The following is a 24,849-nucleotide window of genomic DNA, read 5'->3' as shown; positions in this document are numbered from 1 at the left end:
TTAAGTGGAAGAGATTTTTATCCTAAAAATAAAGATGAAAGATTAATAAATTTAATAACTGAATTTTTTGAAACAATAATCAATACTAAAGGAATGAATGAGATATGGGAAAGATTATTTGAAGATTTAAATACTTTGAATGTAGAAATCTTTAAAAGTTCAGAAATATTTAAAAAATATATATTAAACAACCTTTTTCCATTTAGGACATTAAGCAATGTAAAATTTGAACATATTAGTGATATATATAGATTAATTGAATTAAGTAAAAGACCAAATGGAGATGGAATAGTTTCTACTCTTTCAGTAGAAAATAATATTTCTTTTTTTGGAAGATATTCTATTAATACTTTAGAATATTTATATAGCAATTTTAGAAAAAAACCTTCAAAAAACCAAAAAACAGCATTATGGATTTTTCCAAAAGAAGATGATAATCATGCTTTTTATTATGATAATAAATTTATCGATGAGATCATAAAAAATAATTACCACATCTCAATAATTGAAGTAGGTAATGAAAGAGAATTTAAGGATTGGAGTTTGCTTATGGAAAGAAAAAATGGTAAAAATTTTGATGTATTAGTATTAAGCGGACATGGAACAATTGAAAGTATTCAATTAGGAAAAGGTGAAAGTGAAAAAGAACAAATAGATTTAGAAGATGATTTTGAAATAAAGTTAATTGGAAAATTAGTAAAAAAAGAAGGAATTATAATATTAAATTCCTGTTCAACTGCATCAGAAGAAAAAACAACATCAATAGCTAAAAAGATTTTTGAAGAAAATAAAATTCATTTAATAGCACCAGAGACACCAACATCTATAGACACCTTTCATTTTGATGAAAAAGGAGATTTAATTGGAGTTGAATACATAAAAGAAAAAGATGGAACAGATCCTAAAAAAGAATTTAAAATAGAATAAATCATCTAAATGTATTATATATTTTTTCATATTCTTTATGTGTTGCACAAATTTTCAATATAATTAATTTTTCTTCTTTTATATCATAAATTATTCTAGCTTGTTTTGAAACTTTTTCAACAAAAAAAGGAACTCCATGTTTTAAGTGTTTTCTATTTTCATAATTTAAAATCTTTTCAGCATGTTTCATAAATATTTTTTGCTCATATTTATCTAATTTCGCAAGATCTTTTTCAGCTTCTGAAGAAAAAAATAATTCCATAGTTATCACAATTTATATTTCTTTTTAATTTCTTCAGCTGAAATTAATTTTAATTCCCCAGATTCTATTTTTTTTCTTCTATCTTCAATAAATCTATTTATTACTTCTACTTCATTTTCCTGAATTTTTTTCTCATACTCAATAAGTGCTTGTCTTATAACTTCTGTTTGATTTCCAGCATATTCTTTTTCAATTATTTTTTGAATTATAGCTTCATATGGCGCCCCCAAATTTACATTTACCATTTTATCACCCTTTATTTATGTATATTTAATAATCACTAAAGTATATAAAGGTTATGTATTTAAATATACATCAAATATACATACCTGGTGGAAAAATGTTAAAAAACCTTAGAAAAGAATTAAACAAAAATATTGATAAAAAATATAAAAAAACAGCGCAAAATTTTTTTAAAAAAGAAATAAAGCTTTATGGTGTGCGCTCAATAATAGTTAAACAAATAGCAAAAAAATATTATAAACAATTAGAAGCAGACAACACAAGTAAAAAAGATATTTTTAAATTATGTGAAGAATTATTAAAATCAGATTTTATGGAAGAAGCATCAATTGCTTTTTCATGGGTTTTTAACTTAAAAAAACAATACACAAAACAGGATTTTAAAATATTTGAAAAATGGATAAATAAATATATTAATAATTGGGCAAAATGCGATGATTTTTGCACTCATACAATGGGTTATTTTATTTATGAAAATCCAGAATATACTAATAAACTTAAAAAATGGGCAAAAAACAAAAATATGTGGATGAGAAGAGCTTCAACAGTTTCTTTAATTTATCCAGTTAGAAAAAATAAAACTTTTTTAAAAAATATTATTGAAATTTCAGATATCTTAATAAAAGACAAAGAAGATTTAATACAAAAAGCATATGGCTGGGCATTAAAAGTTGGCGCAGATCAAGATCAAAAACAAGTTTTTAAATATATAATAAAAAACAAACAAATAATGCCAAGAACTGCTTTAAGATATGCAATTGAAAAAATGCCTAAACAATTAAAACAAAAAGCAATGATTTAATCTATTTTTTAATTTCTTTTAATTTCTCTTTCCAATCTTCTAAAGTTAAACGTTTAATATTATCTCCATGTATTACCTCTCCAGTAATAAATTTATATAATAAATAAGGAACAGCACAATTTTCACACTTATTATATCCTCCAAAAGAGCAATGGCCTTGTTTTTCCCATAAATCTAAACAAAACTCAAATTCTTTTATTAAATCTTTATTTTCCATATATCTCTTTTGTAAGAAACTATTATAAAGGAAAAACCCGATAATATTTATATCGCAATGAGGACGAAGGTGATCACTAAGGCGCAAGCCAATGAGGATTGACGAGCGGTCTGAGCGATTTATTACTTTTTACGAGAGATTATAAAGATTTATATATTTATCACACCCAAAAAAATATATGCCCGTATTCAGTTTACAAGCTTACTTAATTGCATTTATAGGTTTAATGATTAGTTTAGGTGGTGCACTAATTGCATACCTGATTTCAACTGCTGGTGGATTTCCCCAATTAAAAGGCTGGGCACAAAAAGAATTTAAAGAACTAGTCTTTTCAGCATTAATAATCTTTTTAGGTATGTTTTTACTTCATCATGTTGTACTTCAAATTACATTATCTATATTAAATGCTCCACCAAGCACAGATATTAATAATCCAATATATTTTACCCAAGCAAAAACATTTTTAAGAATCTTAGATTTAAGCATTAGAGAAATAGCATATAAAGGAGTATTTTGGAATTCAATATTATCTGGTTATGGAGGTTATGGAATAACTTTAGGTGTTCCAATACCTTTGGGCGGTGCTTTTGTAACATTAAGCAGTTCTTTTTCACCAATTCAAGGCCTTAGTTTAATTGGAAATTTTATAGGAGAAACAACAAAAACAATGATACTTTCAAATTTTGCAATTTCAATAATGGATAATCTTCTATTTTTTATTCAAACAACTTCTTTTACTATATTTTTTCCTTTAGGAATAATACTAAGGGCATTCCCAATAACAAGAAAACTTGGTTCAACTATAATTGCTTTAACAATATGTTTATTTTTCATTTTTCCTTTAACAATATTATTTAATCAATATTTATATGTAAATATTTTTATGGGGCCTTTATTATATGATACAGAAACTCCAACTTCTCTTTTAATTTTAGAACAAGAAACAACAGGAGAACTTCAAAATCAAATACAAATAAATGAAAGTACTTCACCAGATTTAGCAGATTTCGATGAAACATTGATAAATTTTAATGAAGAAGTAGAACAAGAAAAAGAAGGGTGGAATTTAATCACTTGGACTAAAGATAAAATAAAAAACTTTTTTACAAAAATAAGTGAATGGGTAGTAAAAGCTAAAGAAATAATAAATAATACTCTTAACCTCGTATTCAAAGGAACTTTAAAAATAATAACTGGTTGGATTGGCTCTTTAGTGCAGGCAGTATTTAAAATAGATTTAGAACAATTAATTGAGAGGCCGATGCACTATGCAATTGATTTAACAGAAATTGCAGTTATGAAATTTGTATTTATATCTTTTTGTTTATTTTTAGATATAATAATTTGTTTAACTTTATTTGCAAATATATCTGGAGTATTGGGTGGAGAAACAAAAATATTTGGTATTGAAAAATTAAAAATGGGATAATTATGATATTTGATCAAGCATTTATTACAGCAATAAGTCTTTCTGTGATTCCAATAATGATAATGATAGCACTTACGGCAATAGCATATATGCTGTCTAAATTAGTTAATATTAAAGATTTTGAAATGTTTGCAAAAATGGAATTATATCAAATAATATTTTCTATGGCATTACTGTTGCTTCTAATATTTGGTATTCAAGGATTATTTAGTATAATAACAGAAATCGCTGGTGATGACCCATTTACTATTTCTTTTGAATATTTACAAGATTTAATTAAAAATACTATCAGCTCTATGAAAAGCACTTTTTGGGGAAGATTAGGACTTGAATTTGCATCTAAAATAAATATTAAACTTGGGATTAAAGACTTACCACTAGCAGAACATATCCCAGCCAACGCATTTATTTCTTTTCCACCATCTGATGTAAGTATATTAGGAAAAGCAGTTGATAAAATGTTTGCTTTATTAAGCCCATTTTATGCAAGCTTAGCAGTTCAACAATTTATACTCGCAATAATCAAAGCAACAATGATTACTTTAGTTTTGCCTGTTGGAATTTTTTTAAGAATATTTCCCCCAACAAGAAATTCAGGTTCATTTTTAATTGCAGTTGCAATTGGATTTTATGTGGTTTTCCCAGCAACATATGTAGTTCACGCAGCTACAATGGAACAAATTAATACAAATATCCAATATTCATCAATGAGTGTTTTAGAAAGTTCATTATATGAAACACCAGATACTTATGATACTTCATTTAAAGGAATTTGGGGAAAAATATTTACTATTATAGGCCCGGGATTATATGATTTATATCTTGGAATAATTATGCTGCCTTCTGTTATAATGCAGGGAGTATTTTTACCAACTATAAGTATGGCTATTACAATCTCATTTATAACAAGTACGCAGAAATTTTTAATACAGAGGTTTGATTAAATGATACCAATTGATCTTCAAATGCAGGGGCTCTTGCTTACTTTTATACTATCTTTAATTATGCTGGGTATATATATTATCATACATTTATTTTCTTATTTATTACAAGATAATTCACTTAGGGCAAAGGCTAAAACAGAATATGGGCAAATAATTTTTAATTTAATAATTTTTATTTTAATAATTTTTATTGCCATGCCCATTATTGATAATGAAATATTACCAACTGGAATAAAATTATTTGATCCTTACGCAACTTTAGAAACTAGTAATCCAAATTATCCTTTGCTTTCACAAGGCATTCCTGCAAGAGATCTTGGAATTGCTTTAGATCAAAATGGCAACTGTCTTTATTCAAAAGATGGATTTAAAAATGCAAATGTATCTTATGCACCGCACACTTGTGTTGCTATATCCTTTTTTGATAGATTAGAATGGCTCACTACCGAAACTATGACACAAACAATATATTTATACAATCAATTAGGAATTATATCAAGTATTAAAGTAATGGTTCAAGGAATTATGATTCTGCCAAAACCTCCTTTTATTGTAAGTGCAAGTATTTTATCAATGATGCCATATGCTGGTTTTTCAGCAGAAATGAGTATAATAAGTGATGGATTTAGTTTAATGACTAAAGCAATTATTATGATTATAATGCAAAGAAATGCAGTTGATATTGTTGCACAAGCTTTATTCCCTATATTCTTAATCAGTGGAATTGTGTTTAGAAGTTTTATATTCACAAGAAAATTTGGGGGATTTTTAATTGCTGCTGCTTTAAGCTTATATTATATTGCTCCTTTAATTTATATTATCGGACATAGAGCAATGTATGAATCTGGAAATTTTGTTGGTATTGAAAGCCAAAGTCTTATTTCTGGCAGCCCAAAAGTTATTCCTTATGCAAATTTAGTGCAAAAAGGAGACTCGGCTTTTTTACCAACTGTTGATATTGATTCAATAAATATTGATTGGTTCCATCCAATAGAAACTTTAAACAATATGTGGAAGGGCATAAAAGAATACTATAATAATTTCTATTCAATTGGAGATGCACAATTAGTTTCACATATAAAAGGAGATAGTTTAATTATTGCTAATAATGGATACTTGCATACTATATCAAAAATAGGAATGTTAACTATAATGATTCCTCTTTTAACTTTACTTGCAGTTTTAGGATCAATTAAAACAATGGCCCCATTTTTTGGTGGTGATGCATCAATTGCAGGATTAACACATTTCTTATAGGTGAAAATATGGATAAAAAAATATTAATTATAATAATACTTATGCTTGGTTTGATATTCCCAAATAATTCAATTGAACCAAGTGTCGCATGTGAAACAATATATCTTCAAAATTCTTCATTAAATTGGTTTGCTTTATCTATTATAGGAATTTTTATTGTGTTGGGTATCGCCATAATCATTTTTTTAATAGGTAAATTTTTTGATTTAACAGATATTAGTGCTTGGGGAAAAAATGAGATTTGGCAGGTAATAGCATCTGTTATTCTAATTTTTCTTTTACTAGCATTAATAGAACCCATAGATAGAATCGGCAGATTAAATAACCCCTCTTGCCCAACATTAAGTTCATGTGATACTAGTTTATGCAACCACCCAGATGGATGTAGTTTATTACAAACTGGGTATTATTATTCAGAAGCAATGGCAGCTGAATTAACTCATTTAACTTCGCATATGTTTTTTATAAATATGTTTTTAGAAGGACTTTTTTCGTTTGAAATTTCAATTACTCCATTAAATATTATTGGTATATCATATAATTTTAATTCAATGTTTGGAATTGTTTCAAAAATTACTGATTGGGCTATGATAATCATTGGCCCAGCAATTTTAAGCTGGATTGGAACAATGTTTATTTTATGTTTTGCTTCTAGTAAAATGTTTGCTATATTTTTACCCTTAGGTTTAATACTTAGAAGTTTTCCTTCAACAAGATCTGTTGGTGGCGGATTAATAGCATTAGCTCTTGGATTATATTTTGTTTATCCTTTTATGCTTAATGTAAATAATGTAATTACATCCACATTTTTAGGATTAAACAGTCCTTCTGAAATGATTAATTTTGCTCAAGAGCAGGTACTAACTTTTCCACCAGGTATGATGGATAGGCCTGGGAGGGAATTAATGCAAACTATTATTCAACCTTTTCGTTCAACTCTGAGAAATACTTTAACTGATGGGCTTTTTTCAATGAGCTTTTTATCTAACTTTTCACCGCCTTTACTAGCAGAAACATTAAGTACTTTATATTTAGATGCATTTTATGCTTCTCTCCAAGAAGCAGTATTTTTAGTTATGATAAGTAGTTTTGTTCTTACGGTAGTGAATATATTTATAACATTTACATTTATACAAGAAATAGGAAAATTCCTTGGTTCAGATATGAACTTAGCTGAATTGGTGAAATTGATATGATGATAAAAAAATTATTAAGTATTATTTGCATCTTGTTGCTAAGCAGTATAAATGCAGAAGTATTTGATGTATTTTCAGATAATGTTTGTGGTGGAGGATTTGGAACATTTATGTCATCATGGGCAATAATTTGCTATATTACAATTTTAATTTCATTGGGAATTTTAATTTCAATATTTTTAATATGTAGATTTTTAAAAATAGAAAAAGGGGAATTATGGGCAAAACTAGAATTAGTACAAATTATATCAACTGTTTTAATAATCGTTTTAATAGTTGGTTTTTCTGAATTTATTTTATGCACTTTAACTCCAAAAATGCTGTTTGGAGATATGCCAGGTTCTGGAGACCAACCAATGATAATAGAAGCAGAGACTTATGTAACTAAATTAGTGCATCATAATATTAGGTCCTTTACTAGTTTAGCATTTATAGGAACATTAAGAGAATTTTTTGGCAACCTTCAATTTGGGGGAGATATAATAAATATTGAAGCTAAAATAACACCTTTAAAAGGATTAAACAGTTTTGATAATTCATTTGAAATAATACAAATGGGATTAATAACTGTTTTAATTACTTCAATGACACAGCTTATGTTATTTGCTTATGTAACTCAAGGTATGTTTAATGTTTTTCTTCCAGTTGGTATTTTATTAAGGTGTTTTGAACCTTCAAGAAAATTTGGAGGAACATTAATAGGATTAACAATTGCTTTAGGCATATTTTGGCCTTTAATGTTAGTTGTAAATAATATTGCATTAGAAGGAATTGGTTTATTTGAAATAGTAGATAACTTATATATGTACGTAAATAATCAATTAATTGACTACCCAATAATTAGCGTGGCTTTTAATAATCCAAGAGATCTATTATCTGTAACAAATTTAATTTCAATTAATGTTGACCTTTTATCGCCGTTATATACTTTTTATACTGCATTATATACAGCAACTTGGAAAATATTAATGATTAATGTACTAGGAAGCTTATTTTTACCTTTATTAAATTTTGCAATAATCGCAGCTTCAATGAGAGAATTATCTAGGTTCTTTGGTGAACAGATAGACTTATCAAATTTAACAAGGATGATTTAATGGATTGGATAATTTTAACATTAATATTAAGTTTAATGTCCCTTGGTGTGGTTTCTATACTATATATGATAGCACGAGCCTTTTCATTAAATGGATTAGAAAATTGGTGCAAAAGTGAATTTATGGAAATTTTAATTTCTGGATTAATAATTATTGCAGTAATTGGTTTTATACAAGGAATACTTTTATTATCTAATGAAGTGCTTAATGAAATGCATCCAGAAAATGTAGGGGTAATAATACTTTCATCTGACCCAGCAAGCTCAGCTATACTCGAAACATACAATATAATAGAACCAGTCAAAAAAACATACACCAATGTTTTTACTTTTCATTTTGTTTTATCATTAGCTAATGAACTTGAAATAATTGGATTTAAATTAGAAAGTGCAATTTCACTTATTCCTGCTGTTGGATATTTTGGAAAAGCAATTCCTGGTGCTTTATTAGGAACTCTTCAATGGATACTAAAAGTCTTAGGAATATTTATTATGTGGATGTATTTCTTTATTGAAGTAATTAAATTTGGTGATTATTTAGCTGTAATACTTCTTCCATTAGGAATAGTATGCAGAGCATTTCCCCCAACTCGCGGAGCAGGAGCAATGTTTATTGCAATAGCTTTAGGATTATCACTTGTACTCCCTGCTTCTTTTATAATGACTATATATGCAATAGGTGATTATGGTCAAACACTTGATCCATTCGGCGGGGAAACAATTGAAGAATATAATACAATACTTGAAACCCTTTGTATTGGAAATAATTTAGGTAGTATTGGCTTAATAAGAAAAATGGCAGAAAGCTTAGATTATGAAGGAATAATGAAAATGGCTAATGATTCTGGTTTTTTTATAATGATGTTTAAGATTTTTATTTCACCAGTAATTGCTTTAATAATTACATACACATTTATTCGTTCATTTGGAATGATGCTTGGTGCTGATTTAGCAGAAATAGGTAGAGGATTAATTAAACTTATTTAATCTTATTCTTTAAATTCGTTTAAAAGTTTCATTAATTTATAATTTTCTTTAGCCCAGCCCCCATGTAAAAATTCAATCTTTTTATGTACTTTATTACTTAATAAATCAGACAAAAACTTTCTTAAAAAAAGATCTATATGAATCTTAAAAAGAGAAACTAAAACAAGCCCAGTAGTAATTAATTTAAGAAAACCTTCCATAACAAAAGAAAAAACAGCACCAATAGTTATAGCTATTACTCCTAACTGCAAATGAGTTGAAAATTGAGAAATTTTTTGATTAAAATCATCGATTTCTTCTTCTTTTATTAATCCTTCTTTTATAAACTCGTAATCCTCAATCATAAGATTTATATCTGCTTTATTATGTTTTATTATATCTATTGTTTTTGGATTTAAATTTTTATCATTATCTTTTGCATTAAAAAAAGCCTGCAATCTCTTTAATTCTATCAATTGGTAATCTGGTTTATCTGGATATTTTTTAGTATGAAGTTTTCTAAAAATTCTTATTGCCATTTTTTTATTTTTAATTTCACTAATATCCGGACAGTTAGTTATTTTTAATTTAAAACTCATAGTTTTTTTGTGTCTTTTTGTGTTTAAATAATTATGCTTTTACAACTATTTTTTCTTCGACATCAAAAATCTGATCAAAACTTATTTTTCTCTTTTGGCCAAAAGGAGACTGGATAATTAAATTATTTTGTTTTTTATCAATACCTATAACTACCCCAATATATGCTCCATATTCACTTATTACTTCCTTACTATCAAGACGCAATCTTGAAACAATATCCATTTTAATATTGTGTATTACATAAATACATAAATACCCTAAAATTAGGCTTAAAAGTATAACAAAAACAAAATCACCAAAAGAAATATATGGTGGTTCTAAATTAACAACCCAATCTGCGCCCATTGAAAAGATTAACCAAAATAATACAATAGAAGTCATGTATAATCCATACTTTGTTATGATAATCTTTTTACTATCTTTATATGCATCTATTATTTTTCCAATTATTAATAAAAATAAACCCCATGGAAATAAAATCATTAAAGACTGTATACTTAACCCCAAAACTTTAACTGCATCTAAATTGGCGCTTGCGTTAGAATATGCTTGGTACGTAGTCCAAAAAGAAACTAATATTATTGCAAACGCAGATAAATAAATAATAAAACTACTTTTTTCTACTGAAAATTTAAAATGTTTTGAAGTTGAAACAAGGTACTCTTCAATACCAAAGATTCTCATTAATAAATAAATCGCAATAACAATAGCAATTAATTCCCATCCCCAGTTCATATAACTACTTAAAGCAAACATAATCAATAAGAGAGCAGGAATTCCAAAAATTATCCTTGAATAATAAGGATCCTTTAATTTTTCTAATAGAACAATATATGTTTTTTCAAGCTCTTTTGCTTGTTTCATTACAACTATTTTAGCTGAATCAATTTTTATTCTAGATTTAATAATTGGGATTACTTCTTCATCATGCTGGCCATCTGTAATTAAAACACACGAAGAAATAGAAAACTCTTGTAAAATTTTATCTAATTGATTTGAAATTATTCTATCTGCTTCATAACCTAATTTTTTATCTCCTGTTAAAGTTACTATTTGAACTTTATTATCTTTACCTAGTTCATCATAGGTTTTAACTGCTTGAAAAATAGCATTTGCATCAGTGTCTTGGGGGTCTGCTAAAGCTAATTTGCTTGCAGCTGTAAGATTTGCTTCTCTACCTAATATTGGGCCAGAAATTTTAGCCTTTTCATACAAATCATTATCTCTATCAATACATAGCACTAAAATCTCTTTCATATATAATTAAAACATAGGGAACATATTTAAATATTGTTATATATATGCAATATATAAAAATACTTATTTTTAATGAGAATTGTGATAAAAATGGATACAACAAAACCTGGAGAAGAATTAGGTACAGAAGAAGAATTTCTTAGCGGCTTTGGTACTTATTTAGAAAAAGAAAAAATACGTTCATTACTTATGGGAGAAAAAATAATTGAAGATAGAAAAATGAATGTTGACAGACCTTATAAATATAGACAAATACATAGAGGTGTAATAGTAATAGGAAGAGTAGAAAAAGTAAGCGATCAAATGGCATTAGCATTAATTATCCCTATTGATGAAAAACAAGGAAGATACCCAAAAACAAATGATTATGCTTCAATACATGTATCTAAAGTTAAACAAGGATATGTAGAAAGTTTAAAAAATGAAATGAAAATAGGAGATATAATAAAAGCAGTAGTTATTGACTATGATATCAAAAAAGGCCAAATAAATTTAGCTACTGACAAACCAGATTTAGGTGTTGTTAAAGCATTCTGTTCAAAATGCAGAACACCCTTAAAAAAAGAGGGTGTTAATTTAATTTGTGAAAAATGCGGTAATAAAGAAACAAGAGCAGTAAGTGATGACTATAGAAATACTGTTCTTTAATAAAAAGGGGGAGAAACATATGGAAATTAAATTTATTAAAAAAGAAAAAAATTATGTTGAAATAGAAGCATTTGAATTAGATATTGGAGTATTAAATGCAATTAAAGAAATTGTTTTAAGAGATTCTGATGTTGAATTTTCTGCTGTAAAAAGAGGCCATTTTTTAAATGAAAAACACATTTTAACTGTTAGAACTAAGAAAAAAGATGCAATCGAATTAATTAAAAAAGCAATAGAAGAATTCCAAAAAGACCTTGATAAATTAGAAGCACAATTGAAATAGGGATAAAATGAAACATATTTTAAAAAAAATTGAATTCATAGAAAAATATTATTTACATTATATTATCTTTTTTTTATCTTTTATATTATACTTATTAACAAGACATTTTATTTTTGCTTTAATTGGCGGACTTTCAATATTATTGATAGTAGGTATGGATATTGCAAAAGGAGCTATCAAAAAAGGAGCAAAACATGAATTAAAAGAAATATTTATTGCAATTATCCTTGCTTTATCTATATGGTTCGGATTAGTATTTTTTTTAGGAACACCAATTCCTTTAAATGCCATAGTTTCATGCAGTATGCTGCCTGATTATGAAAGAGGAGATTTAATTATTTTAAGAGGAACAAACGATATAAAAGCACCAGAAATATATATTGAAAATCCTGAAGAAATAACAAATACGGCCATAGTTTCATTCAACAACGAATCAGTTGAAACTAACGGGTCTTTATTTGTTAAATGTTTAAATAGTAATGAAGAAGAATGTATTAAATTTAAAACAAATCCTGGAAATTATTATGAAATGCACGGCCCATTAAAATTTAATTATGGAATATGTAAAAGAAAATATTCAGATGAGTCTATAATTCAAACAATATGTATTAAAGAAATAGAATATCAAAATAAAACGTATTTAATAGATAAAAATTCAGACATTCTTGTATATACTCCTAAAAAAGAAGATTTATTTGCATTAACTGGGGATATTATTCATAGAGTGTATCTTAAAATTGATTCCCCAAAAGGAAAATATTATTTAATAAAAGGAGATAATAACCCAATTTTTGATATTCAAATGTATTCAGAAATATATCAAAAAGGAAATTCTCTTGTTGATGAAGCTCAAACAAAAGGAGTTGTGATTACAAGAATACCATACATTGGGTATGCAAAGTTATTCTTATTTGGAATGTGGACAGAACCACAAGGTTGTGAAAGCTATTTTATAAGCTAACATATATAATTATAAATATTACATGAGATAAAATATCACTTGGGAGGTGTGTAATTAATGTTTAAAATTGTTATGCAAAATGCAAAATCTTTAAAAAGTATGATAGACGCTATTGTTAATCTTATTGATGAAGGACCTTTAGAAATTAAATCAGATGGTTTATTTTTAAGAGCAATCGACCCTTCTCAAATTGCTATGGTTACTTTAAACATTCCAAAATCTGCATTTGTAGAATATACTGTAACCTCTCCAACCACTTTAGGATTAAATTTTTTAAATTTAGATAAAATATTAGCAAGAGCAAGACCTAAAGAAAGTTTAACATTAACTATTGAAGAAAACACATTAATAGTAGAATTTTCCCAAGAAAAGAGCAAAAGAACTTTCAAAATTCCTTTATTAGAAACAAGAGATATGGTTCAAAAGGAATTAAATATAGACGCAGATGTAGAAATTGAAATCTTAGCAAGTAGTATAAAAGAATCTTTAAAAGATGCAGGGTTAGTAAGTTCATATTTAGCGTTAGAAGCAACTGGTGAAACTTTAGTTTTTGATGTAAAAGGGGACTCAGGAAAATTAAAAATTGAAAATGAAAAAGATGGAACTATAATAAGAAAATTAAAAACAGATAAAAAATCAAGAGCAAGTTTTTCACTTCAATATTTAGAAAATATAATCAAGGCTTGTCCTGATTCAAATATAATTAATTTATATTTAAAATCAGATATGCCGATTAAAGTTGAATATAAAATAGAAAATGCTGAACTTACTTATTATCTTGCCCCAAGAAAAGAAGATGACTAGGTGATTTTGTGGAGAAAATAATAACAAAAAGTGTTTGTCCACATTGCGGCAAAGAGATTGAAGCAAAAATAATTACAGAAAATAATAATGTATATGAAATTAAAACCTGCTCAGAACATGGGGAAATAAAAGAAAGATTATATGATTTAACAGCATTTAATAAAAAAATACTTCCTTATTTAAAAAAATTACATGAATTTAAAGAAACAGAAGACATCAAAGAATGCCCATATGGGTGTATCGGATGTACAAAACATAGAACTTCAACTGTTTTAGCAATAATGGAGATAACAAACAGATGTAATTTAAAATGCAGTTATTGTTTTGCAAATTCAGATGCAACTGGATATTTATATGAACCTACTTATGAACAATGTATTGCAATGATTGATAAACTTAGAGAACAAGATCCTCCTTGCCCTGCAATATTAATATCTGGTGGAGAACCAACAATAAGAGAGGATTTAATAGATATGGTAAAATACGCAAGAAACAAAGGGATGTTAGTTATAATAGCAACAAACGGATATAAGATAGCTGGGAGTTTAGAATATGCTAAAAAACTACAAGAAGCAGGATTAAGTGTTATATATTTAAGTTTTGATGGCCTTTATGATAAAAGTAATACTGAAAAGAAAAATCATTTGATCATTGAAAAAATATTTGAAAATTGCAGAAAAGCGGGTAATTTAAATTTAATGCTTGTTCCTGCTGCAATAAAAGGAGTCAATGATGATGAAGTTTATGAAATTATAAAATTTGCATCAAAAAATTCTGATATAGTCAGGGGAGTAAATTTTCAACCAATTTCCTTTTGCGGAAGAATGGATGATAGAGAAAGAGAGGAACAAAGATATACTATTTCAGATTTAATAAAAGATATTTCAACACAAAGCAACGGAGAAATATCTGAAAATGATTTTTATCCTGTACCTGTTGTTTTACCTATGATTAATTTTATACAAACATATACAAACCAAACACAAATTGCATTTTCAGTTCACCCTTTATGCGGTTCAGCTACGTATATATTTAAAGATGAAAAAGGAAATTTAATACCTATGCCAAGATTTTTGAATGTAGATAAATTTACAAAATTATTAGAAGATTATGTTATTAAAATGGAAAAAACTAATAAAATTACCAAACCACTTTTAACTGCTGCATTAATAAAAGATATTACTTTGACTATTGATTTTTCTAAAGTGCCCAAAAACTTAAATATACTTGGTCTTTTGAGTTCAATATTTTTAAATAATGGAGACATGCAGGATTTAACAAATTTCCATGAAAACACTTTATTTGTAGGGACTATGCATTTTATGGATCAATATAATGCAGATATGGAAAGACTAAAATATTGCGCGATTCATTATATTACTCCAGATTTAGATATAATTCCATTTTGCGCATACCAGAGCTTTGGTTATAGACAAAAAGTAGAAAATAAATGGAAAAAAGATATTCCTAAAAAAGAATAATATTTTTTTACATTCTCATTTTTTTATATCTTATTTCTATCTGGGAATCTAGAATATAATCTTTCTTCCGCTTCCATAAGTATTTTTTTCTCTATTAAAAGTTCTTCCATCTTTTTATTTGGCTTTTCTATAGAACATCTTCTAGATTCTAAACCAATTCTTTTATTTAATCTTGCTTTTCTAATTTCTAATTTTTCTTCGACTAATAAAAATTTACTTAAGTTATCTATAACTTCTGTTGGATTATCAATTATTTTTCTAACTAAATTTTTATTTGGGGTAAAAAATATACATAATTTATTCATTTTATCACCTATTTTAATATTATTTAAAAATACTCACATTACAATTTAATATAATATGTTATATTAGATATACTTTTCTGTATTTAAAAAGGTTTGTCTTTTATTTTTCCTCGAATATATTCTAAAAGTTCTTCTGGTGTTTTTTTAATTCCAAATTTCTTAAAATAATTAATTATATTTCTTACATCTCTTTCTAAAAACTCTTGTGCTTTAGGATGTTTTAAAATAACTGCCTGACCAACATCAATTATATATAATCCCTTTGGCGTTTGTAATATATTAAATGGACTGAGATCCCCATGTACCAACCCAATTTCATATAATTTTTTCATATCTTTAATTAACTGCTTAAACTCTTCTTTAGCATCTAAAGGACCATATTCCTGTAATGTTGGGTATGGTTCTCCTTTCTGCCCTAAAAACTGCATTATTAATATATTCCGTGTATAACCAATTGGTTTTGGAACATTAATTTTAGCATTATAAGCAATTTTCAAATTCATGTATTCTTTTCTAGTCCAAGCTTTAATAATTTCTAATTTTCTTTTTTTAACTCTATCAAATCTTGGATCTCCTTTTAAATAATCTGTCATTTTATCAAAAGAAGAAGTTTCTATTCTAAAAATTTTAACTGCCAAATACGTTTTTTTTCCATTAACTGTTTCTTTAGTAGCTCTAAATACTTTTGCTTCTTTACCTATTGCTATTGGATGATCCAAAGTATCAAAAACTCTCTTACCAATTAATCTTGAAAGTTCTTTTAGGGTTGGAATATCAAAAACCTGTGATTCTATCCTGCGCTTAATTTTAAATTGTTTTTTTTCTCTCTCAGGTCTTTTTTTCTTTGATTGTGATAATGCCATGTATTACATTTAGAATTGAAGTATTTATTAATATGCCTACATTCAAAACCTTTAAAAACGCAAAAAAGAATAATATATTATGACAAAAAATGAAAAAAGGATAAAAAAGGGAAACGAAATAAGAAATAATAAAAAAATAAGACCTATTGAAAAGCTTCCTTTATTACCCTTATTTGATACTCCAAAAATACGAGTGTATAAGACAGATTTTAAAAAAAATGAGATATATATGTATTTAAATCAGCTACATTCTAGATTGATAAGAACATTAAAAGTATTTAGCTTAATTCCAGAACCTATTTTATATATAAATAGTGAAACAGTAACCTTTTTTTTAGAACAAATAAAAAATGAAACTGATCACAAAAGAAAAAAATATCATAATAATTACTTTAATACAATTTTAATTATTCAAAGAATGATGGATTATTTAAAATATAATGGAATTGAAAGGTTTCTCTCTTATTTAGACCATGAAATCTTAAATATTTTAAAAGAATTAAAAACATTAGATTCAATAACTAAAAATTCATTAAATATGTCTTTTACAGAAATTGAAAACTTTGATAAAAAAGTAGTAGATTTTTTAACCCAAAAGACAGATAGAAAAAATTGGAGAAAAGAGGCCCTAACTTTTATTAGGAGTAAAAAAGTTAAAAGTATTTTAACAAAAACAGATCAATTTAGTTATATTGAAAATTTCTTTTTATTTGAAAAAGAATTTCATAATATTCTATTAAATACTTTAAATCAGGAGGATTCAAAAATAACAGAATTAATTAAAATTTTAAAAAATTCAGATGAAGAAAAAGTTATTTTAGTTTCAAATAAAAAACAAATTGAGATTATTCAGAATATTTTAATAAAAAATAGTATATTAGGAATTACTTTAGGAACTCCAGGAGAGATAAATAAGATAAAGGAAAATTTTGAAAATAAAGATTGTATATTAATCTATTTTGATCCAGAATTAATTGAAAAGGATTCAAGAATAGATAAAGAAAAAATAGATTTATGTTTTAAACAAATTATAAAATTAGAGATCAATATTCTTTAAATGCCCGTTCTTTTTTAACCATTCTTCTTGGAATTTATTATATCTCCAAACCACATCTCCTTTTGAATCTCCTTCAATATCCCAAGGTTTAACAATTACATAATTATTTTCTCTAACCCAAATAAAACGTCTCATTTTACCTGGTATTCTACAAACTCTTTCTTTACCATCTGAACAAGATACAAGCAGCCTGCCTGCTCCTAATAAACTTACTACTATTCCTAAGACTTCTTTATCTTTTTCATTTGGAAGTCTCATTCTATTTGTTTTCTGTTCATCATCATTTTCACTCATTAAACAATCACCTTATAGGATTTCTTGCACCACATGCTTCGCAAATCATTATTTTAATTCCTTTTTCAATTTCTTGAATTTTAGTATCTGGTCTTCCACACTCTTGACATAAAACATATTTTTTAACAAACACATCTAATTTTTCATTAAAAAGTCTTGGTTGTATTTTACCACATAAAATTAATCTTTTTCCTTCTAAAGATGCAGGTACTGCAAGCTCTTTATTAAAATATTTTAATATAAAAGTTTTATCAGATCTTAATTTTGATAAAATTTGATCAAAATTTTTAATTATAGTTTTTGAACCTTCAAGAGAGATATCTGGTTTTGGGACTTCAAATCTCTCTCCAGATTGAGCTTTTTTTGGCAAGGTTGTATATGCATTATCTAATAAAGATTCATAATTTTCCATAATTAACTTTTGTATGTAGGTATTTAAAAAGTTAAGTGAAACAAATAATTTATGAGGTTATCAATATTAGAAACATATATTATCATTTTACTATTATTTAATATCTTAATATTCAGCACACCTTTTATTTATTTAAATAATAATAATGTAGGAACGGGAATGTATCACTTCTTTTCTTTTTTTTGCCATCAAATAACTCAAAGATCTTTATGTGTATATGAAACATCCATAGCTGATTGTTATAATCAAAATACAAAATATGAGAATAATACTAAAGAAATTAGGGTAAATAATTTAATAGGAAAAGGCATAAAATTCCCAGTATGCTCAAGAGATACTGCATTTTTCTTTTCTATGCTCATTGGGGGGATAATAATATGGATATTTAATAAAAATTATAATAACCCACTTCCATTATGGTTATTTATATTAATTATTTTACCTCTAGCAATTGATGGTTTAACTCAAATAATAGGACTAAGAGAAAGTACGAATACAATAAGAATAATTACTGGATTTATTGCTGGATTTGGTATGCCTTTTTTTATAATTGGATTACTAAACAAAAGTAAAAAAACAGAAAGCAATAAAAAGATAAAGGTAAAAAGAAAAAATAAAAAAGAAAGAGGTAATTAATGTGAAATGCTATTTTCATCCAAAAACAGACGCGGTTGGTATTTGTTCAGTTTGTTTTAAAGCTGTGTGTAAAGATTGCGTAGGTGATGATGAACCAGAACTTGTCTGCAAAAATTGCATGCGAGTAGGTTTAAAGATGCTTAAAGAAGAAAGAAGAGGAAATACACAAAACGAGAAACCTATATTTCAAAAAAACAGGCCACAAAATGCTAAACAACAATATACTCAAAATAAAAATAACTCCCCTGGAATATTAAGCAATTTGTTTAAACAAAATAAAAATTTAAATGAAAATAATATAATAGACTCAGATGTAATTACTCCAGTTTTATTCATTGGTATACTTGCAGGTATATTATGCGGTGTGCCTGTTCTAAGCCTTTTATTTTTCATTATTATGCCAATTGCAGGAATACTTTCTATTGTTTATTTAAAAGCAGAACAAGATTATAAAACTAATATTGGAATTAAAAAAGGCATAATAACTGGAATCCTTGTTGGGATATTAGCATCAATAGTTTCGTTAATTGTAATAATATCTTTAGGTGCATTTTTAGGGGTTCAAATATATGGATTAATGACAAATATATTTGGATTTTTAGACACTAATACCTTAAATACTCTTATTACAATATCTGGAGGAGATGCAACACTTAGCTTGAATGGAATAATAACAAGATTATTTATAACAATTATATCTTTTCCAATATTAAGCGGGTTCTTTGGATTATTAGGAGCTAAATTTCTTAGATAAATTTAATTCTTTTTTTAAATTTTTCTTTTATTTCTTTCTTTATTTTCTTGTTTTTTATATTCAGCTTTAGCTTTTTCTTTTTTTACAATTGCAATTTTTTCATCTTCTGTTCTTATTATAAATTGAGAATTAAATTTATTAGCCCAAACTTCAAGCATCTCTTGTTGATCTTTATCTAATTCATCATTAAATAAAAATGTTTCTTCTGGATCAAAAAGTTCTGGTGCTGATAAAAGTAAATAGAACTCAGAAATGTCTGGGTTTATTTTTTTCCTAGCCATATATAATCACAATAAAATAATATATTGCTTAGAGTTTAAAAATGTTTTGAATTAATTTTATCTCAATCTAATTGTATCCATATTCATAGGTGCTCTAGTTTCAACTTTTAAAGTATTTTTTATTGATTGAACTAAATCTAAACATCTTTTTTCATCACCATGCATTACAAATATTTTTTCTGGTTTTGGAGAAATATTATGTACAAATGCCATTAATTGCTTTCTTCCTGAATGTCCTGAATATCCTTCTACTGTTTCAACACGCATATTCATTTTTATCATTTCACTTTTTCCTTCTTTATTAACTAATGGGATATCCTTTTCTCCTCTTTGAATTCTACTTCCTAATGATAAAGGAGACTGGTACCCAATAAAAACCATTAAATTTTTTGGATCATCTGCTAAATTTCTCAAATATTCCATTACAGGACCTCCTGCAACCATACCTGAAGTAGAAATAATTACACAAGGGCCACCATCAATTACTGCCTGTCTATCGCTTGGTATTTCAAATATTTCACATTCAAAAGGACTTTGATTTGAAAGAACTTTTCTTTTTAATGTATTCCTTAAATATTCTGGGTATGCGGTGTGAATAGCAGAGGCTTCTAAAATCATTCCATCTAAATAAACAGGAACTTTTAACCTACCATTTTGAAATGCATCTTCTAAAACAAGCATAACTTCTTGTGATCTTCCTACTGCAAAAGCAGGAATAAGAACTTTTCCTCCATTATTAATTGTTTCTTCAATTAAAGATACTAACTGTTCATCTGTTTCTCTTCTATCTGGTAAAACATTATTTTTTCCTCCATATGTACTTTCCATAAATAAAGTTTCTACTCTTGGAAATAGGTTATTTGCATTATTGCATAATCTTGTAAAACCAAATTTAAAATCTCCAGTATAAACTAGATTATGCAATCCATTATCAATATGTAAATGTATCATTGAACTTCCTAAAACATGGCCTGCATTATAAAAAGTTAGTTTAATATCTGGGGTTATATCAACTACTTCATTGTATCCAATTGTAACTGTATGTAATAATTCTTCATGGATATCTTTAACTGCATATGGGGCTGTTGTACCTGCATATTTATTTACTATATTCAAATAATCTCTTTGGAGCATTATCATCATATCTCTTGTAGGTTCAGTGCAATATATGGGGCCTTGATATCCATATGCATATAAATAAGGTACAAAACCAGTATGATCAAGATGTGTATGTGATAGAATTACTGCATCTAAATCAGATGGTTCAAGATTCATTGATTTTAAATAAGGAAATGCTTTTTGACCTTCAAAAACAACAGGATTAATCCCGCAATCAATTAATATATTAGAATTCTGAGTTTGAATTAAAACACTAGATCTTCCAACTTCTCTAAATCCACCTAATGCTGTAGCTTTTACCCATTCACTTTTTTCAACAGTTTTACATATGTCTTTTCCTAATTTATTTAAGAATTTTTTTCTTTTTTTAGTTTCTTGAAATAAGGAATTTCTAATTCCTTCAATTGTTTCAGACTTCATAGTTGGTACTCTTAAAATTTTTGGCGCCCAACCCGTAGTTTCTATAATACTTCTTAAAGTTAATCCTTTTTTACCTATTACTAATCCTGGTTTTACTGATTCAATCCAAACTTCTGAAAAAACAGGATCAAATCTTACTTTTTCTACTTCTGCTTCTTTTGGAACTAATTCAAGTATTTTCTTCTTTGCTTTTTCAGGTTCCATTAATAAATTATCCTCTAACCTTACAACTATTCTTTTTCTAATTGCACCAGAAAGTCTTTTTATTAAATACTCTGAATCATAAAATGTTTTTATTTTTTTAACATATATTACTATATCAAGCCCTTCAGGTTCTATTTTTGTTATTTCACAACCCTCAGGAACAATTTCTTTTATTTTTTGCTCTATCTCTTTAAAGTCCACTGTTATCCCCTCTTAAAACATCTAATAAAATACTGCTATTAGAATTTCATTTAAAATAAAAATCAACTCTTTGAAAATTTAACTTTATAATGCATATTTAAATTCTGATACTTAAAATATAAATTTATAACAATTTTTCTATCTCTTCTTTTGAATATCTTTTGAAACCTGATTTATCTATTGAAACTAAATCAATTCCATCTCCTGTTGCACTATCTCTTTTCATTGCAGTTGCAATAGATTTAACTGCAATAGGTAAATTTTCTTTTATAGTTTTATTAATTTTATAATTTGTTTCTAAAACCCCATATGCAATTGGAGAGCCACTTCCTGTTGAAATAAAATTTTCAGAAGTTATCCCTCCACCAGGATCTAATGAGTATAATTTTGGTTCTTTATCTACTCCTCCAATTATTAATTGAACATAAAATGGAAACATTTTATAACCAAATAAAATATTTGACATTAAAGTTGTTGCACCTTGAATAGTCATTTTTCTTTGTTCCCTTGTTTCATATAGTTTTATTTCTGACTGCATATATCTTACTAATGCTTGTGCATCACCAACACTTCCAGCTGTTGTTATAGCAATATAATCTGTTATATTATATATTTTTTGTATATTTTTATCAGCAATAAAATGCCACATAGTTGCTCTTTTATCAGAAGCAAATACAACTCCATCAGAACAAATTAATCCTAATGTTGTTGTCCCAGTTTTTACGTTGTTAGAATCATCCACTTTATCACCTAGTTTACTAAAATAAGTACTCTTCTATGTTTCTATTAATATGAGAATATTTAAAAAGGTTCTTCTTATTTTTTAAAATAAAAAAGCAGGGTGAGGGAGTTGTTCTAATTTTTTCTTTCTTTTTTAGGTTTCTTTCTTTTTAATGAAAGTTTTTCTTTCTTTCCTAAAGAAAGAAAAAATTTCTTGAACCCCCCTATTTCGGTTACTGCTCCCTAGTTTCTTTTTTGGGATACAACGCTTTTTCTTTTTTTAAAAGAAAAAGGGTTTTCTGCAGCCGAACACATAGCCGATCTGTCAACCCTGCATACAAATTAATATGTTTAAGAGCAAAACTCTTTATAAATATAGCCTTTTTAAACTTTTCAGTTTTAAATTTGATAGGTGAAATCTATGATTAATAAAAAAAAGGTAATTTCTATAAATTTTGAGGAAAGTATTTCAAAAGCACAAGATAAAATTTCAAAATATAATGAATCAATAATTGTTTTAAAAGATGATAAATATTTTGGTATTTTAGATGCAAGACATATAAGTGAACATCCAGTTAAAGATCCAAGTAATACTCCGTGTGGAAGTATTGCATTTAGAGCACCAACAATAGAAGAAGATACAGATATAATAGAAACTACAAAAGCGTTTTTTAGTGTAAGAGTATCAAATTTGGCTATAATATCAAAAAATGAAAAAATACTTGGTATAATCACAAGATTAGGAGTTTTAGAAGAACTCATGAAAGAAAAAATGATACCAAAAAAAAGAATTTCAGAAGTTATGTCTTCACCCATAATTACAATAGAAGAAAATGCTGATGTAAATCTTGCAATAACCCAAATGAGAAAAAATGGAGTCAGAAGACTTGCAGTTGTAAATGAACAAGGATATTTAAGAGGAATACTAAGTACTTTTGATATTGGTTTAAAACTTATTAAACCAACAGAAAGATTACCAAAATTAACTTCTGATAAATTAAAACCATGGGAACAACCAATAAAACAATTAATTAAAAGAAAAATTGAAATAATTTCTCCAGAAAAAACACTAAATGAAGCAGTTAAAAGAATGATTGAAAAAAATGTCGCTTCATTAATAGTTGTAAAAGACAAAAAACCTATTGGATTGATAAGTACAAAAGATGTATTTGAAACTATTATGAAATCTAAGAAAGAAGAAACAAGAATTTATATTAGTGGATTAGACAGATACGATAAATCATTTTACCAAGAAATTTTAGATGAAAGTAAAAGAGTATTTGATAAATTAACAAAATCAAATAAAGATATAGGTGGATTGATTTTGCATGTTAAAAAATATGGAAATAAATATACAGTTATAGCTAGATTAGAAATTGGAAATAAGGTTATTAAAACAACTGGAAATGAATGGAATTTACCTTCTGCAGTAAATGAATCATTAGAAAATTTAAAAAGAACTGTAAGAAAACACGGAGTAAATTATCATACTTCACATTAAATTCTTAATTCTACTTTATCAAAATATTTTTCTGCAGTTTTCTTAAATGTTTCCAGCTCATTTTGTGAAAATGGAATCACATTCATTAAAGAAGGATCTATTAAAGAATTTGTTCTTCTAAAATCTTGAATAACAAATTTTCCACCACCAACCCATTTCCCAATTTCTTCTATGCTCTCAATATTATGAACTGTTGGAACAATAGTTGTTCTTAATTCAAATGAGATATTATTTTGTCTTAATAAATCAACAGTTTCTTTAATTTTAGATGCATCAAAACTTTCTAAACCAATTGTTTTAGCATACTTTATTTGTGAATTTTTTATATCTACTGCAACATAATCTAATAATTTATCATCTATTAACCTTTTTATCATCTTTGGATTTGTTCCATTAGTATCTAATTTTACTAAAAACCCTTCTTTTTTAAGAGATTTAATAAAATCGTATAAGTCATCAAAAACTGTTGGTTCGCCACCAGTAATGCATACTGCGTGCACAAAGTGTGTTCTTTTAAATAAAGTTGATAAAACCTGTTCATTAGACAATGGATTCTTAGGATATTCTTCTGGAATAACTAATGTTCTATTATAACAAAACGGACATTTAAAATTACATCCAATAGTAAATATAGTAGAACAAATATTTTCTGGATAATCAATTAAACTTGTTTTTTGTATGTAAGCAAAATCCATTATACTAACCTCCC

General features: G+C 26.6%; 30 protein-coding genes. 17 read left to right on the top strand and 13 right to left on the bottom strand.

What is annotated here, in order from left to right; translation table 11 throughout:
- Positions 1–927: hypothetical protein (locus WC356_03155; GenBank protein ID MFA5382138.1), on the top strand; the 927-nt coding region annotated here is incomplete at its 5' end.
- A gap of 1 nt (position 928) precedes the next feature.
- Here WC356_03155 and WC356_03150 read toward each other — a convergent pair.
- Together WC356_03150 and WC356_03145 are read right to left on the bottom strand one after the other, a co-directional pair.
- On the bottom strand, positions 929–1,189 hold the full coding sequence (locus WC356_03150; protein MFA5382137.1) for a hypothetical protein: 261 nt from the start codon (positions 1,187–1,189) through the stop codon (positions 929–931).
- A gap of 5 nt (positions 1,190–1,194) precedes the next feature.
- Complete coding sequence (locus WC356_03145; GenBank protein ID MFA5382136.1) at positions 1,195–1,434, bottom strand: hypothetical protein; 240 nt, start codon at positions 1,432–1,434, stop codon at positions 1,195–1,197.
- A gap of 53 nt (positions 1,435–1,487) precedes the next feature.
- Between WC356_03145 and WC356_03140 the strand changes: the two genes are divergently transcribed.
- Positions 1,488–2,234, top strand: a complete 747-nt coding sequence (locus WC356_03140; GenBank protein ID MFA5382135.1) for a DNA alkylation repair protein — start codon at positions 1,488–1,490, stop codon at positions 2,232–2,234.
- 1 nt (position 2,235) lies between these two features.
- Here the strand turns inward: WC356_03140 and WC356_03135 are convergent, their stop codons facing one another.
- Positions 2,236–2,451 carry a hypothetical protein gene (locus WC356_03135; protein ID MFA5382134.1) on the bottom strand — a complete coding sequence of 72 codons (216 nt, stop codon included), beginning with the start codon at positions 2,449–2,451 and terminating at the stop codon, positions 2,236–2,238.
- Positions 2,452–2,629: 178 nt separating this feature from the next.
- On the opposite strand from WC356_03135, the gene WC356_03130 reads away from it, so the two are divergent.
- From WC356_03130 to WC356_03105, 6 genes are read left to right on the top strand one after another with little or no spacing between them, the layout of a single operon-like run.
- Positions 2,630–3,880, top strand: coding sequence for a hypothetical protein (locus tag WC356_03130; GenBank protein MFA5382133.1), 1,251 nt, complete (start codon positions 2,630–2,632; stop codon positions 3,878–3,880).
- Positions 3,881–3,882: 2 nt separating this feature from the next.
- Positions 3,883–4,824 carry a hypothetical protein gene (locus WC356_03125; protein MFA5382132.1) on the top strand — a complete coding sequence of 314 codons (942 nt, stop codon included), beginning with the start codon at positions 3,883–3,885 and terminating at the stop codon, positions 4,822–4,824.
- Positions 4,825–6,081: a hypothetical protein gene (locus WC356_03120; protein MFA5382131.1), complete on the top strand. Its 1,257-nt coding sequence runs from the start codon at positions 4,825–4,827 to the stop codon at positions 6,079–6,081. It begins immediately after the preceding gene.
- Between the two features lie 8 nt (positions 6,082–6,089).
- Positions 6,090–7,277: a hypothetical protein gene (locus WC356_03115; protein ID MFA5382130.1), complete on the top strand. Its 1,188-nt coding sequence runs from the start codon at positions 6,090–6,092 to the stop codon at positions 7,275–7,277.
- Positions 7,274–8,374, top strand: a complete 1,101-nt coding sequence (locus WC356_03110) for a hypothetical protein (GenBank protein ID MFA5382129.1) — start codon at positions 7,274–7,276, stop codon at positions 8,372–8,374. The genes WC356_03115 and WC356_03110 overlap by 4 nt, the downstream gene beginning before the upstream one ends.
- Positions 8,374–9,360, top strand: a complete 987-nt coding sequence (locus tag WC356_03105) for a hypothetical protein (GenBank protein ID MFA5382128.1) — start codon at positions 8,374–8,376, stop codon at positions 9,358–9,360. Before WC356_03110 ends, WC356_03105 begins: the two co-directional genes overlap by 1 nt.
- A gap of 2 nt (positions 9,361–9,362) precedes the next feature.
- Here the strand turns inward: WC356_03105 and WC356_03100 are convergent, their stop codons facing one another.
- Together WC356_03100 and WC356_03095 are read right to left on the bottom strand one after the other, a co-directional pair.
- Entirely contained in the window at positions 9,363–9,938 is a 576-nt protein-coding gene (locus WC356_03100; GenBank protein MFA5382127.1) for a hypothetical protein, read from the bottom strand.
- A 31-nt stretch (positions 9,939–9,969) separates the two neighbouring features.
- Complete coding sequence (locus tag WC356_03095) at positions 9,970–11,196, bottom strand: DUF373 family protein (GenBank protein ID MFA5382126.1); 1,227 nt, start codon at positions 11,194–11,196, stop codon at positions 9,970–9,972.
- Positions 11,197–11,286: 90 nt separating this feature from the next.
- Between WC356_03095 and WC356_03090 the strand changes: the two genes are divergently transcribed.
- The 5 genes from WC356_03090 to WC356_03070 are packed head-to-tail and all read left to right on the top strand — an operon-like array spanning position 11,287 to position 15,373.
- Entirely contained in the window at positions 11,287–11,844 is a 558-nt protein-coding gene (locus WC356_03090) for an exosome complex RNA-binding protein Csl4 (protein MFA5382125.1), read from the top strand.
- 19 nt (positions 11,845–11,863) lie between these two features.
- Positions 11,864–12,127: an RpoL/Rpb11 RNA polymerase subunit family protein gene (locus WC356_03085; GenBank protein ID MFA5382124.1), complete on the top strand. Its 264-nt coding sequence runs from the start codon at positions 11,864–11,866 to the stop codon at positions 12,125–12,127.
- Between the two features lie 7 nt (positions 12,128–12,134).
- Positions 12,135–13,088, top strand: coding sequence for a hypothetical protein (locus WC356_03080; GenBank protein ID MFA5382123.1), 954 nt, complete (start codon positions 12,135–12,137; stop codon positions 13,086–13,088).
- A gap of 57 nt (positions 13,089–13,145) precedes the next feature.
- Positions 13,146–13,892, top strand: a complete 747-nt coding sequence (gene pcn, locus WC356_03075) for a proliferating cell nuclear antigen (pcna) (GenBank protein ID MFA5382122.1) — start codon at positions 13,146–13,148, stop codon at positions 13,890–13,892.
- Positions 13,893–13,900: 8 nt separating this feature from the next.
- Positions 13,901–15,373 (top strand): radical SAM protein, encoded by a 1,473-nt coding sequence (locus tag WC356_03070; protein ID MFA5382121.1) that lies wholly within the window; start codon positions 13,901–13,903, stop codon positions 15,371–15,373.
- A gap of 23 nt (positions 15,374–15,396) precedes the next feature.
- Here the strand turns inward: WC356_03070 and WC356_03065 are convergent, their stop codons facing one another.
- The gene (locus tag WC356_03065; GenBank protein MFA5382120.1) at positions 15,397–15,678 is read right to left on the bottom strand and encodes a hypothetical protein; all 282 of its coding nucleotides are present in this window, start codon (positions 15,676–15,678) and stop codon (positions 15,397–15,399) included.
- A gap of 83 nt (positions 15,679–15,761) precedes the next feature.
- Entirely contained in the window at positions 15,762–16,541 is a 780-nt protein-coding gene (locus WC356_03060) for a serine protein kinase RIO (GenBank protein MFA5382119.1), read from the bottom strand.
- Positions 16,542–16,620: 79 nt separating this feature from the next.
- Between WC356_03060 and WC356_03055 the strand changes: the two genes are divergently transcribed.
- Entirely contained in the window at positions 16,621–17,598 is a 978-nt protein-coding gene (locus tag WC356_03055) for a hypothetical protein (protein ID MFA5382118.1), read from the top strand.
- Here the strand turns inward: WC356_03055 and eif1A are convergent.
- Together eif1A and WC356_03045 are read right to left on the bottom strand one after the other, a co-directional pair.
- Positions 17,578–17,892 carry a translation initiation factor eIF-1A gene (eif1A, locus tag WC356_03050; protein ID MFA5382117.1) on the bottom strand — a complete coding sequence of 105 codons (315 nt, stop codon included), beginning with the start codon at positions 17,890–17,892 and terminating at the stop codon, positions 17,578–17,580. The two genes, WC356_03055 and eif1A, sit on opposite strands and share 21 nt — an antisense overlap.
- Before the next feature lie 7 nt (positions 17,893–17,899).
- Positions 17,900–18,304 (bottom strand): translation initiation factor IF-2 subunit beta, encoded by a 405-nt coding sequence (locus tag WC356_03045; GenBank protein MFA5382116.1) that lies wholly within the window; start codon positions 18,302–18,304, stop codon positions 17,900–17,902.
- A 51-nt stretch (positions 18,305–18,355) separates the two neighbouring features.
- Between WC356_03045 and WC356_03040 the strand changes: the two genes are divergently transcribed.
- Complete coding sequence (locus WC356_03040; protein ID MFA5382115.1) at positions 18,356–18,940, top strand: DUF2085 domain-containing protein; 585 nt, start codon at positions 18,356–18,358, stop codon at positions 18,938–18,940.
- A 1-nt stretch (position 18,941) separates the two neighbouring features.
- Entirely contained in the window at positions 18,942–19,694 is a 753-nt protein-coding gene (locus WC356_03035; GenBank protein ID MFA5382114.1) for a hypothetical protein, read from the top strand.
- A gap of 14 nt (positions 19,695–19,708) precedes the next feature.
- Here WC356_03035 and WC356_03030 read toward each other — a convergent pair whose 3' ends face one another.
- From WC356_03030 to psmB, 3 genes are all read right to left on the bottom strand, one after another.
- The gene (locus WC356_03030) at positions 19,709–19,975 is read right to left on the bottom strand and encodes a hypothetical protein (GenBank protein MFA5382113.1); all 267 of its coding nucleotides are present in this window, start codon (positions 19,973–19,975) and stop codon (positions 19,709–19,711) included.
- A 57-nt stretch (positions 19,976–20,032) separates the two neighbouring features.
- Positions 20,033–21,919: a beta-CASP ribonuclease aCPSF1 gene (locus WC356_03025; protein MFA5382112.1), complete on the bottom strand. Its 1,887-nt coding sequence runs from the start codon at positions 21,917–21,919 to the stop codon at positions 20,033–20,035.
- Positions 21,920–22,043: 124 nt separating this feature from the next.
- Positions 22,044–22,661, bottom strand: a complete 618-nt coding sequence (psmB, locus tag WC356_03020) for an archaeal proteasome endopeptidase complex subunit beta (protein MFA5382111.1) — start codon at positions 22,659–22,661, stop codon at positions 22,044–22,046.
- Between the two features lie 399 nt (positions 22,662–23,060).
- Here psmB and WC356_03015 point away from each other — a divergent pair, with 399 nt between their 5' ends.
- Entirely contained in the window at positions 23,061–24,140 is a 1,080-nt protein-coding gene (locus WC356_03015) for a CBS domain-containing protein (GenBank protein ID MFA5382110.1), read from the top strand.
- Here the strand turns inward: WC356_03015 and WC356_03010 are convergent.
- Complete coding sequence (locus tag WC356_03010; protein MFA5382109.1) at positions 24,137–24,835, bottom strand: anaerobic ribonucleoside-triphosphate reductase activating protein; 699 nt, start codon at positions 24,833–24,835, stop codon at positions 24,137–24,139. The genes WC356_03015 and WC356_03010 overlap by 4 nt on opposite strands.
- Positions 24,836–24,849 lie beyond the last annotated feature (14 nt).

It is taken from the genome of Candidatus Micrarchaeia archaeon (assembly GCA_041653315.1).
Classification (GTDB): domain Archaea; phylum Micrarchaeota; class Micrarchaeia; order Anstonellales; family JAHKLY01; genus JAHKLY01.
The sequence above is the reverse complement of the archived record's forward strand: the minus strand, read 5'-3'. Positions and strand labels throughout refer to the sequence as shown.